Below are 15,467 nucleotides of genomic sequence, written 5' to 3'. Positions count from 1 at the left end.
CGCTCACTTCAGCGCCCCTGACACGAGACCACCCACGACCTGGCGGCGGAAGACGAGGACCAGCACGAGAGGTAGCACCGAGGCGACCACCGAGCCGGCGGCGACCAGCCCGCTGTTGGATACGAACTGTCGCGTCTGCCCGTACAGCGCCAGCCCGAGCGGCACCGCGTCGGGCCCTCCGAAGTGGAGACCGACCACGAAGTCGTTCCACACCTGCACGAACTCCAGCACGCAGACCGCCACGACGGCCGGTACGGTTGCCGGCGCGAGGCGGGCGAGAACGCTCCACTCTCGACGGCCGGCGAGGCGCGCCTGCCGCACCCGGGCCATCGGCACGTCGGCGAGCGCGTTGCGCAGTACCAGCACCGCGAACGGCACGCCCAGCGCCACATGCACCAGTGCCAGCCCCACGAAGGTGCCGGCCAGCCCAGCCCTGTCGAGCACCTCGGTGACCGGCCCGGCGATGACCTGTACCGGCACCACCGCCGCGCCGAGCAGCAACACGGCGGCGGCCTGCGCTCCCGGCGGCGACAGCCAGGCCAGCGCGTACGCGGCCAGCAGCGCCACGACGAGCACGGTGACCGTGACGACGGCGGCGAGCGCGGCGGTCAGCGCCAGCGATCTGGTCAGGCCGCCGCCCGCGAACAGTTCGCGATACGACGCCAGGCCGATCGGACCGGTCCACCAGCCGCGGGTGGCCGCGTCGCGCGGCGCGTGCAGCGACGTCGCGACGAGCACGAGCAGCGGGATCGCCCACCAGACGGCGGCCGCGGGCGGCAACAGCCGCCGGACCAACCGCGGCGCCCGCCATTCCGAGCCGGTTTCACGCACGGGCGTGGCGGGTGCGGGCGGCGGCCACGCCTGGCGTGTCCACAGTGCGGCCGCCAGCATTCCTAATAGGACAACCGCCAGCCACAGCACACCCAGCGCCGCGGACGGCCCGGTCACCGTGCCGCTGGAGGTCTGCCAGATCCGCACCGGCGCCACCATCGCCTCGTCGATGACCGATCCCGGCGCCATCACCAGGATCAGGTCGAACGTGCGCGAGGTCGCCAGCGCCACCAGCGCGAACACGATCGCGACCGTGCGCCGCAGCAAGGGCCGCCAGCGCGCGTCACGGAAGACGTCGAGCCGGGTGCCGCCGTACGCCCGCACCGCGTCGGCCAGCGCCAGCGGCAGCGCGTCGAACGCGGCCCGGAACACCAGCACCGCCAACCCCACCCACGCCCACACGAACGCGGACATCAGCGCGATCGTGATCAGCTCCGGCCCGAGCCACAGCGCGCCGGTCAGCCAGGTGGCCGTGCCCCGCTCCGGATCCGGGTCGTAGAGCAGCCGGAACGTCACGCCCGTCACCACGAGCGGCAGCGCGATCGGCGCGACGAGGATCAGCGTCACGATCCGCCCGCCAGAGGAGCGCCGCGACGCCGCCGCCAGTACGAAACCCAGCACCGTCACCACGGCCGGAACCACCATCGCCCACAGCAGCGTCCGGCCGAGCACGCTCCAGCCGTCGTCGGACAGTGCCGTGCGGAAGTGTTCCAGGCCAACGAAATCACCGCCCGCGGTGACGCTGGCGTGGCCGGTGCGCAGCACCGGCCAGAGCACCAGGCCGCCGAGCAGCAGGGCCGCCGGCAACAGCAGCGCCGTCGAGGTGCCGATGGCCGGGTACGCCCTGCCGCGTCGGGCCGGACCGACGTCATCGAGGACCACGGTCTCGCCCAGCAGCACGCCGCGTTCTGAGCTCATGCCGTCGCCTTCTTAGCGGTCGCGTTCAGCTGCGCGACGGTGTCGTCCACGGCACGCCGCAGGTCGGCCGACGGTGTGGTGACCGCCGCGAAGAAGTCTTGCAGGATCTTCCACACGCCCTGACCGTCGAACCCGGTGAAGCTCCCCGGCAACTGGTCGGACAGGTCGAAGCGCAGCCCGTCGACCGGTTCGCGGACCTCGGCCGCCAGCTCGCGGGGCTGCCCCGCGGGGTAGAGGCCGAGCGGCACCAGCCGGTTGGGTGACAGGTACCCGCCGCCGGCGATCCACGGCCGGAACGCGTCGGGCCCGGCCAACCACCGCACCAGGTCGCGCCCGCCGGCCGAACCGCGCAGCACGACCGCGGCGTCGCCGCCCACGACCAGCGGCTGCCGGCCGGCGAACGCGGGGAACCGGAACGTGCGCGGCGCCTCGTCCTGGAACTGCCGCGCGACGCCGGCCACGAAGTCGCCCTCGAAGACGGTGCACGCGTCGCGGCTGGCCACCACCTGGATGACCGACTCCTCGTTCTGGGTAAGCAGCGCGCGCCGCCCGCCGCCGGGAAAGGCGCCGGGGACGCTCCACATGCGAGCGAGTGCGGCCAGCGCGTCGCGCACCTGCCAGGCGTCCCACAGTGGCTTGCCGGCGGCCAGATCCTGGTACAGGCGCTGGTCGTCGAAGCTGGCCAGCAGGTTCTCCAGCCAGTCGGTGAGCACCCAGCCGTCGGCGGCACCGATGGCCAGCGGCGCCGGACCGCCATCCGCCGCGCGGGACTCCACCATGGCCAGCAGGCCGGACCAGCTGTCTGGCTGATCAGTCAGTACCGATGGCAGGTGCCAGAACAGCGACTTGTGCGCCGCCTTCACCCACACGCCGTAGAGCACACCGTCCACTGTGATCAGGTCTGTCCAGGCCGGCGCGTACCGCTCGCCCAGGGCGGTGTCGAGCGGTTCCAGCCAACCATCCCGGGCGTACCCGGCGACCAGTCCCGGCCGGGGCAGGATGGCGACGTCGGGGCGGGCGCCGGCCCGGTCGCGGGCCCGCAGCAGGGCGTCGATGTTGTCGCCGGCGCTGATGACGCGCACGGGTTCCGGGTATCCCCGCACGACCTCGCGGAAGCGTGCCAGCTCCCCGCCGCTCCACACGACGGCGACCTCCAGCGCGCCGCCGCTCTTCCCGCAGCCGGCGAGCGCGGCCGCGGCTCCGCCCGCCGCTACGCGAAGCAGCCCTCGACGACTGGTCATGCGCCGCCTCCCGCAGTCGGCCCGGAGTCGAGGGAGCGCAGCGACCGAGCGCAGGGTCGGCTACAGGGAGGCTTCGGGGCGCATGACCCGCGCGAGCGGAGGCGAGCGCCGGCTAGCACAGTCACGCCACCACCGTCATCGTGATGTCGGCGTCGGCGGGCATGTCTTCGTCGGCCGTGCAGACCAGGACAGCCATGGCGGGCGCGGTAGGCAGGCTGGCCCGGGCGAGCAGGTCACGCAGCCCCACCCAGGTCTCGACACCCGGCGGCAGGTCGACGACCAGCGCCTCGGGCAGGCACACCGCGGCACGGGCGACGGCCGCGCGCAGCCGCTGCCCGTCGGAGAGCTGATGGGGGAGCAGGTTGAGGGTGGGTACCAGTTCGAGGCGGGAGGTCAGGGTGGCGGCCCAGTTGCGGGACAGCTCGCGCACCGTCTCACGCCGCCGCAGCCCGTACTCCACATTGGCCCGTACCGTCAGGTGCGGCAGCAGGCCACCACCCGCGGGCACGTACCCGATCTGCCGCGTGGCGGGTGGCTGGCCGGTGACGTCGCGGTCGCCGACGACCACCCGACCCGAAACAGGCGCGGCGAGGCCGGCGACCGTGCGGGCGACGGCGGTGGCGACCTCGGGGTGTGCCGGCACAGTGCCCAGCTCACCAGCGCAAACCCGCCCCGAAAGCCTTACCCGCGCGCCGCGCGCCGGCACGCCGACGACGACCTCGTGCAGAGCCAGCATTCCGACCACCTCCCCCCAGAGACGGGCAGACGGTAACCGGACCGCAACCTATCCGCAACCCTCCGCGCTGTGCGCTGTGGAACCCCTTTACTGTGTCAGCGACCAATCGGCGTCGCCGTCGGTAACGGAGGCATCGTCGTAGGTCGAAGTTTGCGACCGTGGCCAGTGGCCCTCAGGGAAGGTGGTGAGATCGACGGCTTCGCCGTGTAGGTTGACCATGGCGGTCGCCTGGGCACCCAGGAATCCCAGCAACGTCAGTACCGCCGTGCCAATGATGGCGGTGCTGACGCCCGCCTCCTCCAGGACGAGTGCCGCGCCCGCCCACGAGAACACCGCCGTTCCGAAGGCAACGAGGGCGGTAATGGCGGCCGCGACCAGCTTGACGATCACGGCCACGAGCGTGGCGTAGAACGCCAGCCCAACGACCGCGCAGCCGAGCAGGTTGTTGGAGGTGCTTCCCGCGATGGAGGCGATGCGCCCCGCCGCCTGTGACTGGGCATCGGCGACGGCGACGTAGGCGTCCCGGCCCGCCCCGGACCAGTCGGAGTTGTCGATGACGAGGTTCTGGCCACTCAGAGCGCCGGAGATGCCAGTGGCCGCGCCGCGTACGTCCTGCCACTGCCAGGAATCGAGGAACATGTGTATCGGAGCGGTAGCGCCCTTGAGGAGGTCGATGAACAGGTCGAGCAGCTTGCGGCCGATCTCCACAGTCTTCTCGGCGAGCCATACGACCGCGTCCTGGACGTGTGCCGGGATGTACCAGTGGCCTACAGCAGCGGTCGCGACCGGGATCATCTGGTCGAGGTTGCTGGAGAAGTCAGCCATCCCGGTCCTGATATCAACGATGACGGCCTCGAACTGGGCCTTGCTGAAGTCCGCCACGATCCGCTCCGTCAGTAGAGGTTGTGTATCTCGTGCGCGTTGCTTTGGTCTTCGCGGTCGTAGGTGTCCGCGGCGGACCGGAGGGTCCGGGCGATCTCGGTCTTCGCGGTCTGACCTTCTTGGCACCGCGACCGCACCGCGTTGACGACGTCGTTGTAGGGCGAGACCACGAGCTGGAACAGCCCAGCCTCAATCCGACCGAGTTCCATGCCTGCGACCTTCGTCGCCAACTTCCCGATCACGACGCTCTGGTCGTCCCACTCTCGGGCCTCGGTACGCAGCGTCTCGGTGGCGATGTGGACTTCATGCGGAGTCGGCTGTGTCATCGGGCATCCCTTCTGCTCGACTTGGCGACGCTCCGCAGCGCCGTGAGCGCCTCGCCGACGAGTTGGCTGAAGGCGTCCGGATTCGGTTGCTTGGCCTGTGCGTCAAGGGCAGTCCGCGCGTTGCGCAGGGCCGTGGTTAGAGCCGTGGTCAGAGTCTTGCCGTCTTGCCGCGACGCCCACGCCGCTTTGACCGCGCACGCCTGAAGTCCAGCACTAGACAGTGTGACCGAGACGTTTCCCGGCGGGTCAGTGCCCACCCCGACCGGCGGTTCGCCGGTTGACTGCTTCCGCAGCCGGTCGGCGGCGCGCAACGCGTCCTCAGCGACTTCCGTGGCATCGCCGGCGGTATCGAAATCTCCGCCCATGGGCGGAGGCAACGCTGGGCCGTTCCTGTCACGAGACAGCTCGGCCTGGGCCTCCAACTCCGCGACGCGGGACCGCCAGGACATTGCATCCAGCGCATCCTCCCAGGCCCGCATGCCCGAGACGACCGCGGCGGTGAACGCATCGAGGACGGCTTGCCCCACAGACTCCGGTCCGAGGCGACCACGCCACGCGGATTCGACACGGATCGCGGTAGGCAGCCCATCGGCCGCGATCGAAACCCGGATCTGGCCGGTTGAGTCCGAGCCTTCAGAGCCCTGTGGCGCGTGGGCTCGCAGTTTGGCCATCAGGTCCCGCAGCCCGTTGACCTCTTGCTGGACGCGCTGAAGCTTTCCCAGGATCTCCTCGCTCATGGTGCTCCCACCGACCGGCTCGTGCGATCCTTTGAGGACTGGTAGACGCGGCCGGCGAGCACCACGACGAAGATCGCGGCCTGGAGCAGCGCGATGCCCATCGCGGCGTACGCCCCGCTGAGGAGTAGCCCGATCGCCGGCACCGTCGTAGCGCCAGCCACCGTGATCAGGAGCAGGACCGCCAACCGCCGCGCCCCCACCGAGACGTTGACGGGCCACGCGACCACGACGCCCCAGACCGTGATCGCGAATGCGGCGCCCATAACGAGCTGCGTGCCGGGAACCTTCAACAGCGCCGAGCCGGCGACATCCTCGGATACCGTGCACACCCACGCGGTAGCCGCGAATCCGATGCCGGCGATGAAACCCCAGAGCACCAGGAGCGTCCGGCTGCCGCGAGGTGCGGTGGTCGTCAACCCACCCACGATCACTCCCGAAGCCATATGAGGAAGCGTTCTGTAACAGAAAGCAAGCGTAGCGTTATATTGATGAGTGTGCTGTCTTGTGGCGGACTGACGTCGCACGCCCTGTCTGTCTTTGTGTCTAGCGCCCGTGAGGGCGACCATGGCCAGACAACCGGAAAGTCAGAGTTGTCCCAAGGCCGCCAGATGCGCCATTTTTTGGCATGGGCAAGCGCTTCCGGGTGTCGAGGTCCGTCCGCATCGGTCTGTTGCGGCGGCGACTGGGGCGATTCGCTGCCCCGGAGGGGCGCCAGGTCGCCGCGGCGGGGCCGCGCGTGTGTGGCCGGCTGGGTGCCGGCGTGTCCGTGCCCGTCGATCAAGGCATTTGCGTGGATCAAGGGCGAACGCGCGCGAAAAGGAGATCGAACCGCGTGCATTCGCCTTGATCGGCGGGGGAGAGCGCGAGAGGGCGCGGGAAGAGAGCGTGACCAGGATGTGGGCTACCGCGACGTACATCGCGGTGAAGACCGTTGCTCCCGCGGCCTCACCCTGCGCGATTCACGGTCAACCCCCGACGGTGTGGTTCGTGTGGACGCGTGGGGTGAGGCTGCGGGAGCGACGGTAGGGACCGCGACGAGCGGCGCGGCAGCTCAAAATCTCTGGATCTATCGGGTTGCTGAGACCTATATGGACGGACGGACCTCAACACCAAAGCTCTTTAGTCTGTTGTGGACATCGCGGGTTGCGGCTCTGTGACGGGATGGCGGATGCCGGGGTGACCGTCGGGAAGGGTGCGGCGCAGCACCCACCAGCTCACCGCGAGGCAGGCGGCCACCAGCGGCCAGGTGAGCGCCGCCCGGGCCACGCCGAGCGCCACCACCTGATCCGCGGCGTACAGCGGCAGGAACACCGCCAGCCGCACCGCGTACTGCAGCACCCACACCCAACTCGCCCGGCTGTACGCGCGCACGAGGGCCGGGTCGCGGCGCCACCGGGTGCGCTGGCCGAGCACGGTGCCGACGACCACGCCGAGCAGTGGCCAGCGCAGCACGATGCTGACCGTCCAGACGAGCGCGCTGGCCGCGTTCGACACGAGCTGGACCAGGAAGAAGTCGGCGGCCCGTCCGGTGCGCAGCGCGATCATGGCGGCTAGGCAGACAGCCAGCAGGCCGACGAGCACCGCGCGGGGCCGGTCGCCACGGCGCAGCCGCCAGCCGGCGACCGCCACGCCCACGGCCAGCGCGACGATCACGCCACCCCACACCGACTGGCCGGTGACGAGCCATCCAGCGACGAACGCGACCGGCGGCAGCGTGGCGTCGATCGCGCCTCGCCGGCCGCCGAGCAGATCCGCGAGCGACTCGTCCTTCATGGTTAGGCCAGGCTAACTTAGCGCCGCCGTGCCGTCACGCCTCGCCCCCTCTTCGTGATCAGGGCGTCCCTCAAGTCGCCCTAACGACTTCAGGGACGCCCTGATCACGAAGGGGGCTGTGGAAGGATCGGCGCATGCGGATGGCCGGGCGGGTCGTGGTGGTCACGGGCGGGGCAGGCGGCATCGGTGCGGCGCTGGCCCGCCGGTTCGCCGCCGAGGGCGCAGAGGGCGTCGTCGTCGCCGACATCGACGGGGCCGCGGCAGACGCCGTGGCTGGGCCGCTCGGCGAACGCGCCATCGCCGTCGAGGTCGACGTCGCGGACGAGGATCGGGTACAGGCGCTCGTGGCGGCCGCCGAGGCGCGGTACGGCCGGATCGACCTGTTCTGCGCCAACGCGGGCATCACCGTGGGCACCGGCATCGAGGCGTCCGGCGCCGAGTGGGCGCGGGCGTGGGCGGTCAACGTGCTCTCCCACGTGTACGCGGCTCGCGCCGTGCTGCCCGCGATGCTGGCCCGCGGTGAGGGGTACCTGCTGCACACCTGCTCGGCGGCCGGCTTGCTGACCGCGGTGGGCGACGCTCCGTACACGGTCACCAAGCACGCCGCGCTCGGCCTCGCCGAGTGGCTGGCGATCACGTACGGCGACCGCGGCATCCGGGTCAGCGCCCTGTGCCCGCAGGGTGTGCGCACGCCGATGCTCGACGACGGGCTGGCCGCCGGGCACGTGGGTGCCCTGGTCACGGCCGCGTCCGGTGCGGTGCTGACCCCTGACGAGGTGGCCGACGCGGTGGTGGACGGCCTCGCTGCCGAACGCTTCCTGATCCTCCCGCACCCCGAGGTAGCGAGTTACACCCGCAAGAAGGCCGCCGACCCCGACGCCTGGCTATCAGCGATGCGCGCTCTCGCGGCCCGAGCCGACTCCCCGTGATCAGGGCGTCCCTCAAGTCGTTAGAGCGACTTCAGGGACGCCCTGATCACGGGGGTGGGTGCCTAACGGCGGCGGTGCCAGCGCAGTGGGCCCGGGTGTAGTGACCACAGCACCCGGCGCCACCACGAGCGCCGCGCCCGCAACTCGCTCGCGTACGCCACCGCCTGCGCGCCGGCCCGCTCGGCCTGCGCCTCGTCGGTGGAGAACGGCGCGAACGTCGCCACGTTGACGGCCTCGGCGAGGTCGACCAGGGGCGGCGCCGCTGACCGTATCCGCGTCGCGCGCCTGCCCTCGGCGGCGACCGTGGCGTGCGCGGCGACCTCGGTGGCGTCCAGGTGCGAGCCCGCAGGCCGCCCGGCGAGCCGGAGCGCGTCGTTGACCTCCAGCCAGGCCCCGGCGATCCGTTCGGCCGGCGGACCGCGCTCCAGGCGGCGCCGGCGCAGCGACCGCCGCATCACGAGTACGACCAGCGCGGCCCCACCCACGAGGAACACCACCAGGCCGGTGACGCCGCCGGCGACCATCGCGCCGGTGAGCCCGCCACCGCTGCCGCCACCGGAGGCGACCGGGGTGGCCGACTCGCTGGGCGCGTCGGTAACTGGTGCCTCCGTGGGCGGCTCGGTGGGGTCTTCGGTGGGCGGCTTGAAGTCTTCCTCGACCGGGCGCGGCGTGGTGTTCGGCTTCGGCATCGGGTCGAACGGCACCCAGCCCACGCCCTCGAAGAGCACCTCGGGCCAGGCGAGCGCGTCGCCACCGCGTACCGGGCCGGTGCCGGTGGCCGACTCGAAGCCGACGACCACCCGGGTCGGCAGGCCCATCAGCCGGGCCAGCAGGGCGTACGACGCCGCGAACTGCTCGGAGGTGCCCTTCTGGCCGCCGCCGTTGCTGGGGCCGAAAAGGAAGAAGTTCAGGTTCGGGTACGCGTGGCCGCTCGGGGAGTCGGCGACCACCCGGTAGTGCGTGGCGAGGAACTCCTCGATGGCGACCGCCCGCTGGTACGGAGCGCCGTTTTCGTCGGCGATCTGATCGGCGAGGCTCTGGATGCGCTCCGGCACCTCGTCGCCGACCTTCAACATCCGGGCCACCGCCGCGCCGGACGGCACGTCGGCCGCTGTCAGCAGGCCACCGTCCGGGCGCTCGCGCGTGGACGTCACCGTGTACCGCAATCCGGCGCTCAGCCCCTCGGGGCGGATCAGCGTGCCGGTCGCCGGGTCGTACGCCACCCGGGCACCGTCGACGGACGTGGGGGTGGCCGCCGCGGGCAGCAGCTGGCCGGCGAGGTCGGCGATCGTGATCTGCTGCGCGACGGTGTCGACCTGCGAACCGGGCGCGACCGTAGGCGTGGGCAGGATCCGACCGGCGTTGCGGTAGGTCGCGCCGACCCGCCAGGTGATCCCGTCGTAGTCGCTGAGCACCGCCAGCCGGATCCGCAAGTCGCCGCCGGGCTGCGATTCGAGGTCGAACAGGCGCTGGTCGGGGGCGAGCGCCCAGCCGGAGATCCGGATCAGCGGGTTCTCGTCGAGGCTGTCGACCTGCGGCGGCTCCACGTATCGCCGGGGGTCGACGGGCTTGGTGGCCACCTGGGCGGCCACCACCGGACCGACGGCCGCCGCGAGCGCCACGATCACGGCCAGCCCCGCCGCGGCGCCGGCCGCCACGCGTACCCGAATGGCAGCCTGGACCGGCGCGGCGAGCTCGCCGGCCGCGGTGGCCGACGTGCGACCGGTCGCCGCCAAGCCCAGCGCGGCGACTGAAGCGAACGCGAGCGCCGGCCACACCGCGGCCTCCGCGTTGGGGCCCACGACGTAGAGCGTGCCGGCGAAGAGCAGCGCGGCGGGCGCGTATCCGAGCAGCACCCGACCGGCACGGTGGGCGATCTCCGCGCCCGCGAGCCCGGCCAGCCACGCGCCGACGACCGGCACGAGCACGGTGTCGGGCGTCGGCTCGACCGGGATCATCGCGGTGAGCAGGCGGGGGATGCCGTTGCGGGCCGCGTCGGTGAGCACGTCGGCGAGGCTGCCGGGCAGCTGCGCGCGGCGTGCCGTGACAAACACGGCGAGCACCGTGTACGCCGCCATGCCGACCACCGACAGCGGCGCCACAAGCCACGAGGGGAGCCTGCGGATGGCGACGCTGATGCCGACCGAGCCGATGGCGGCCCCCGCCACGAGCTGGGGGAGCAGCGAGCCGGCGTAGATGCGGCCCAGGGCGACGCCGGTCAGGGCGATGAGCGCGGCCAGCGTCACGGGTATCGCTGCCGCCTTGACGAACCTCACCAGCGCTGCACCCCCTCCCAGCGCGCGGCGAACTCGGGCCCGTCGGCGGCGTCGAGCACGAGCACGCCGTCGCCGCCGGCCGCCGTCGGCCCCTGGCCGCCGAACATCCCGACCACGACCGCCGGATACGGCCCGCGCAGCGCCCCGACGAGCCCCAGGTCGGCGCGGGCACCGGGTCCGGTGAGGAACACGAGCGTGTCGCCGAGCCGGTCGCGGCGCAGCCGGTCGGCGGTGCCGCGCAGGTCGCCGTCGCCGTGCAGTTCGGCCTCGGCGAGCCGGTCGAGGAAGTTACCGCCGCTGGTGCCGCCGCCGCTGGCCATCTGGAGCGTGACCGGTACGTCTTCGCGGACCGCCGCGGCGACGATCGACGCGGCCGCCTCGCACGCGGACTCGAACGTCTCCGCGACGCCATCGATGAGCTTTGGGTGGGCGGCAGCGCGGTCGTCGAGCAGCACGACGATGCGCGGCAGGCTGGTGTCGAGGTCTTCGCGCACCATCAGCTCGCCGACCTTGGCGCTCGTGCGCCAATGCACGCGGCGCAGCTCGTCGCCGACCACGTACTCGCGCAGTGAGTCGAACGTGATCGTGCCGTGCGACACCTTGTCGACGCGGCCGTCGAGGCTGCGCGCCACTCCTGACGGCACCGCGGTGAGCAGGTGGATGCGCGGGTGCACCCACACCTTCGCGGTGTCGCCGTGCGAACGGGCCAGCGAGACCAGCCCCAGCGCGTCGCGCCGGGTCACCCGCAGCGGGCCGACCGGGATCACGCCGCGGCGCTCGGTCGGCACCGGGTAGCTGACCGTCGTGTCGTGGCCGGAACGCAGCCGCAGCAGGGGCACCGGCACCGGCCTGGATCCGCACCGGTCTTCGGCGATCAGGCTGGTCGACCCGACCCGCCCGGTGTTGCGCACGGTCAGCGTCATCGTGGCCGCCTCGCCGCGCGCCACCCGGTCGGGGTCGGCGACCCGGCTGACGTCGAGCCGGGGCCGCCACGCGGCGTGCGCGAACGCGCAGCCGGCCGCGATCGCCGCCGCGCTGCCCAGCAGTGTCAGCTCCGGGTACCCGAACCAGAAGCCGGTGACCAGCAGCGCGACCCCGCTCGCGAGCAGGCCGATACCCCGTGCGGTGAGCCTCATCGTGCGGCCCTGGTCAGGATGGAGAGCCGGCTTGGTGGCCGGCCGGCAACGGCACCGGTACCGCCTGCGCGGCGTCGCGGACAACGTCAGCGGCCGTCACCCCGCGCAGTTGGGCGTCGGAGGTGAGCATCAACCGGTGCGCGAACACCGGCTCCAGCAGCGTCTTGATGTCTTCCGGCAGCACGAAGCCGCGCCCCTCGATCAGCGCGTACGCGCACGCCGCCCGGGTCAGCGCGATCACGCCACGAGGGCTGACCCCGATGCGTACGTGCGTGTGCTTGCGGGTCGCGGCGGCGAGCCGGACCGCGTACGCGTAGAGCGGCTCGGCGATGTGCACCCGCTGCGCCATCGCGACCATCTGGCCGATCGTGTTGGTGTCGGCGATCGCTTCGAGGGCCTCGGGGGAGCGCATCGTCGCGCCCCGCAGCACCTCGATCTCGACGGCCTCGGACGGGTATCCCACCGACAGCTTGACCAGGAACCGGTCGAGCTGCGCCTCGGGCAGCCGGTAGGTGCCGTCCATCTCCACAGGGTTCTGCGTCGCCACCACCAGGAACGGGCGCGGCACCGGGTGCCGCGTGCCGTCGATGGTGACCGTGCGCTCCTCCATCACCTCCAGCAGCGCGGACTGCGTCTTGGGGGAGGCGCGGTTGATCTCGTCGGCGATGACGACGTTCGCGAAGACCGGCCCGGGGTGGAACTCGAACCCCCGGGTCGCCTGGTTGAAGATCGTCACGCCTGAGACGTCGGAGGGCAACAGGTCGGGCGTGAACTGGATGCGTCGCCACTGCCCGCGGATGGTCGCCGCGATCGAGCGGGCCAGCGTGGTCTTGCCGACGCCGGGCACGTCTTCGAGCAGGATGTGGCCCTGCGCGAAGAGCGCGGTCAGCGCCAGCCGCACCACCTCCGGCTTGCCGAGCACCACCGAACCGATGTTGTCGGCGAGCCGGGCGGCGAGCTGCGCGAACCATTGCACGTGCTGGGGCGTGAGCCCCTCGGGCGCGTGCTGGTGGTTGACGTGATTGACGGTCGCGGTCATGTCAGCAATTCGGGAGGATGTCGATGTTGTCGCCGGCTTCAAGGTCGAACCAGGCCCACGGGATGTAGTTCTTCCCGCTGTAGTCGACTTGGATCCACCAGGGGCTTTCCTTGTTGTCGTTGTAGATCCAGGCGTTGATGTTCTGGCCCGACTTCTTGCAGAAGGCCTTGAGCCGGCTTCCTGGCGAGGCCCAGCCGACCTGGTTGCTGCTCTGGCTGGTGCTGGCGAAGATCTCGTTGCCGTTACGCGCGTTGGGGCGGTCGGAGTCGCAGTACGTGCGTTGGTCGCCGTCCGGGCCGTTGTTGCAGGTGGCGATGCCGAAGACGGCGTCCGTCGTCTGGCTGCCCTGCGCGGTGGTCGTCCCGGCGGCGTTCTTCGCGGAGACCGTGAAGTCGTAGGCCGTGCCCGGGCTCAGGCCGGTGACCGTCAACGACGTGCAGCTGCCACTGTCGGTCTTACCGCCGGCATCCAGGCTGCACGTCGCGTTGCCGCCGCCGTCTTCGACCCGGAAGGTGACGGTGACGGCCGACGTGGTGGCCGACTTGCCGGTGACGGTCACGCCCGGCTTCGCGACCGTGCGGGCCGTCTCGGTGGCCTCCGCGCCCTCGCCCGCCTCGTTGACCGCGCGCACCTTGACCGTGATCGTCTCACCCTCGCCGAAGCCGCCGACCTCGACGCTCGTGCCGTCGGTGACGTCGACCTTCTTGCCGCCCGCCTCCACGACGTACTTCGTGATGGGCCGGCCGTTTTCCACGGCGGCCGCCCACGCGGCCTTGACGGTGCCGGCCTTGTTCTGCACGGTCGTGACCGTCAGGCTCTCCGGCTTTTCCGGTGTGGTGAAGGGCACCACGCTGTTGCTGATCGGGGACGCCTCGGACGCCCCGCCCTTCTCATTGACCGACACGACCTGGAACGCGTACTGGTTGCCGTATTCCAGCTGCCCGGCCGGCACGACCAGTTCGGTCTTGGTCGACTCGCCGGCTGGCGCGGTGGCCCCGGCGGCGACGGCGGTCACCGCGTACTTGCGGATGTCGTAGCCCTGCCCGTTGGCCTCCGGCCACTTGACCAGCACGGTGCCGTCCGGCCGAGCCTCGGCGGTCACGCTCGTCGGCGCGTCCGGGATCTCGGACGTGGGCGTGACCGGGTTGCTCTGCTTCGCCGGCCCGGCACCCTTGGCGTTGACCGCGTGCACGGAGAACCGGTACTCCTCGCCGTTGGTCAGCCCGGTGACCTCGATGGAGCGCTGGTTGGCGCCGACCGAGACCTCCTTGTCGGCGCCCTCCACCACGTATCGCGTGATGGCCGAGCCGTTGGGCGGCGCGGGCGACCAGCTCACCCGGGCGGTGGTGTTGCCCGCGGTGGCCGTGACCGTGCGCGGCGCGCCCGGCTTGCTGACCGGCGGGTCCTCGCGCTTCGGCGGCGGGGGAGCCGGCGGCGGGTCGCCACCCAGCACGTCGTTCGCGTACTTGTCGACGGTGCGCACCTGGTGCTTGTCGTCGACCACGGTGGCCATCTGCGAGTTGGGCGCGTTGATGAACAGGTAGTTCTCCCGCACCTCCATCTCCAGCGGACCGCGCGCGTCTTCGATCTTGAACTGGCTGATGGGGCGACCATTGGTATCGAACACGTACACCGTGCCGCTGTCGTTGTCGGCCGCGTAGAACCGGCCCGCCCAGGCGACCGCCGGCTGCAGGCCGGAGCCCTTGCCCGGTACACCGAAGTCCTTGACGTGACCCTTGTCGACCGCCCAGACGTGGCGCTGCTCGGGCACGGTGACCGGCACCTGCGTGCCGTTGGTGCGCGGCGGCAGCGAGCCCAGGCCGTCCATAGTCAGCGGGGTGCTGCTCTGCTTGTCGCCGTCGATCGTGGTCAGCGTCTTCATGGTGCGGTTGAGGACCGCGACGCCGTGGTCGAGCGTGGAGATCGTCAGGTCGTGGCTCGGGTTGGCGACGTCGACCGTGCGCACCCGCTTGGGGCTCAGCCCGCCACCACCCTGGCCGCCCGCCGAGACCGGCTCGGCCGGCAGCGGCGCGGCCGTGACCGCCGAGACGGTGCCCTCGCTGGGCACGGCCAGCCACAGGTTGCCGTCGCCGTCGAACTGGCCGCCGGTCAGCCCCGGCGGGTAGTTGACCGGCTCACCGATCGGGGCCAGTGTGCGCGGGTCGAGCTGGCGGACGATGCCCTGGACGGCATCGATCACGAACGCCGCGTCTTCCTGCAGCGCCACGCTCACGCCAACACCGGCCGTGGTCTTGGTGGTCGCGGTGATCTGGAGCGTGGCCAGGTCGAGCGAGCTGACCTGCCCGGTGTTGAGGTCGCGCAGGATCAGGAAGCGGTCGGTCTGCGCGACCTGCATCGTGTGGTTCTGCCCCTTGGGGATCTGCAGCCGCGTGTCGACCCGGCCGGTCGTGCCGTTGACCCGTGCCATCTCGCTGCGCAGCGAGCTCCACAGCCAGGAACTCGCGTCGTAGTTGGCCACCGCGTGGTCGGCGGCCCCCAGACCGAGAATCGTGAGGCCCATGGCCGCGACGAGCGTCACGACCGTGCCGATCGTGACGAGCCCCCCGCGCCCCAGCGATCTCCGCTTCGTCGCCGCGACTTCTGCCGTGCCGTTGCCTGTGGTGACCACAGTCGGCCGTCCTC

13 protein-coding genes are annotated in these 15,467 nt (G+C 71.6%); 1 reads left to right on the top strand and 12 read right to left on the bottom strand.

All coding sequences use genetic code 11. From position 1 onward, the window contains the following. Window positions 1-3: 3 nt before the first annotated feature. From QMG73_RS20890 to QMG73_RS20855, 8 genes are all read right to left on the bottom strand, one after another. Entirely contained in the window at window positions 4-1,749 is a 1,746-nt protein-coding gene (locus tag QMG73_RS20890) for a hypothetical protein (RefSeq protein WP_281898135.1), read from the bottom strand. Continuing rightward, a complete protein-coding gene (locus QMG73_RS20885) occupies window positions 1,746-2,990 on the bottom strand; it encodes an ABC transporter substrate-binding protein (protein ID WP_281898134.1) in 1,245 nt (414 codons plus the stop codon). Before QMG73_RS20885 ends, QMG73_RS20890 begins: the two co-directional genes overlap by 4 nt. 121 nt (window positions 2,991-3,111) lie before the next feature. Further along, a complete protein-coding gene (locus QMG73_RS20880) occupies window positions 3,112-3,726 on the bottom strand; it encodes an ATP-binding cassette domain-containing protein (protein WP_281898132.1) in 615 nt (204 codons plus the stop codon). Window positions 3,727-3,813: 87 nt separating this feature from the next. Continuing rightward, a complete protein-coding gene (locus tag QMG73_RS20875) occupies window positions 3,814-4,608 on the bottom strand; it encodes a hypothetical protein (protein ID WP_309299505.1) in 795 nt (264 codons plus the stop codon). Window positions 4,609-4,619: 11 nt separating this feature from the next. Beyond that, the gene (locus tag QMG73_RS20870) at window positions 4,620-4,934 is read right to left on the bottom strand and encodes a type VII secretion target (protein ID WP_281898131.1); all 315 of its coding nucleotides are present in this window, start codon (window positions 4,932-4,934) and stop codon (window positions 4,620-4,622) included. Continuing rightward, the gene (locus tag QMG73_RS20865; RefSeq protein WP_281898130.1) at window positions 4,931-5,671 is read right to left on the bottom strand and encodes a hypothetical protein; all 741 of its coding nucleotides are present in this window, start codon (window positions 5,669-5,671) and stop codon (window positions 4,931-4,933) included. The genes QMG73_RS20870 and QMG73_RS20865 overlap by 4 nt, the downstream gene beginning before the upstream one ends. After that, complete coding sequence (locus QMG73_RS20860) at window positions 5,668-6,114, bottom strand: hypothetical protein (RefSeq protein WP_281898128.1); 447 nt, start codon at window positions 6,112-6,114, stop codon at window positions 5,668-5,670. The genes QMG73_RS20865 and QMG73_RS20860 overlap by 4 nt, the downstream gene beginning before the upstream one ends. Before the next feature lie 676 nt (window positions 6,115-6,790). Next, window positions 6,791-7,444, bottom strand: a complete 654-nt coding sequence (locus tag QMG73_RS20855) for a DUF3159 domain-containing protein (RefSeq protein WP_281898126.1) — start codon at window positions 7,442-7,444, stop codon at window positions 6,791-6,793. A 134-nt stretch (window positions 7,445-7,578) separates the two neighbouring features. Here QMG73_RS20855 and QMG73_RS20850 point away from each other — a divergent pair, with 134 nt between their 5' ends. Continuing rightward, window positions 7,579-8,373 carry an SDR family oxidoreductase gene (locus QMG73_RS20850; protein ID WP_281898125.1) on the top strand — a complete coding sequence of 265 codons (795 nt, stop codon included), beginning with the start codon at window positions 7,579-7,581 and terminating at the stop codon, window positions 8,371-8,373. Window positions 8,374-8,435: 62 nt separating this feature from the next. Here QMG73_RS20850 and QMG73_RS20845 read toward each other — a convergent pair whose 3' ends face one another. The 4 genes from QMG73_RS20845 to QMG73_RS20830 are packed head-to-tail and all read right to left on the bottom strand — an operon-like array spanning window position 8,436 to window position 15,453. Continuing rightward, window positions 8,436-10,649 carry a DUF3488 and transglutaminase-like domain-containing protein gene (locus QMG73_RS20845; RefSeq protein WP_281898122.1) on the bottom strand — a complete coding sequence of 738 codons (2,214 nt, stop codon included), beginning with the start codon at window positions 10,647-10,649 and terminating at the stop codon, window positions 8,436-8,438. Beyond that, window positions 10,646-11,785, bottom strand: coding sequence for a DUF58 domain-containing protein (locus QMG73_RS20840; RefSeq protein WP_281898120.1), 1,140 nt, complete (start codon window positions 11,783-11,785; stop codon window positions 10,646-10,648). Before QMG73_RS20840 ends, QMG73_RS20845 begins: the two co-directional genes overlap by 4 nt. Before the next feature lie 13 nt (window positions 11,786-11,798). Then, window positions 11,799-12,824 carry an AAA family ATPase gene (locus QMG73_RS20835; protein ID WP_281898118.1) on the bottom strand — a complete coding sequence of 342 codons (1,026 nt, stop codon included), beginning with the start codon at window positions 12,822-12,824 and terminating at the stop codon, window positions 11,799-11,801. A gap of 1 nt (window position 12,825) precedes the next feature. Then, window positions 12,826-15,453 (bottom strand): fibronectin type III domain-containing protein, encoded by a 2,628-nt coding sequence (locus tag QMG73_RS20830; protein WP_281898116.1) that lies wholly within the window; start codon window positions 15,451-15,453, stop codon window positions 12,826-12,828. Window positions 15,454-15,467: the final 14 nt, after the last annotated feature.

Origin of the sequence: Phytohabitans aurantiacus (assembly GCF_027923225.1) — a bacterium.
Taxonomy (GTDB): domain Bacteria; phylum Actinomycetota; class Actinomycetes; order Mycobacteriales; family Micromonosporaceae; genus Phytohabitans; species Phytohabitans aurantiacus.
This window is presented reverse-complemented; position numbering and strand designations above follow the sequence as displayed.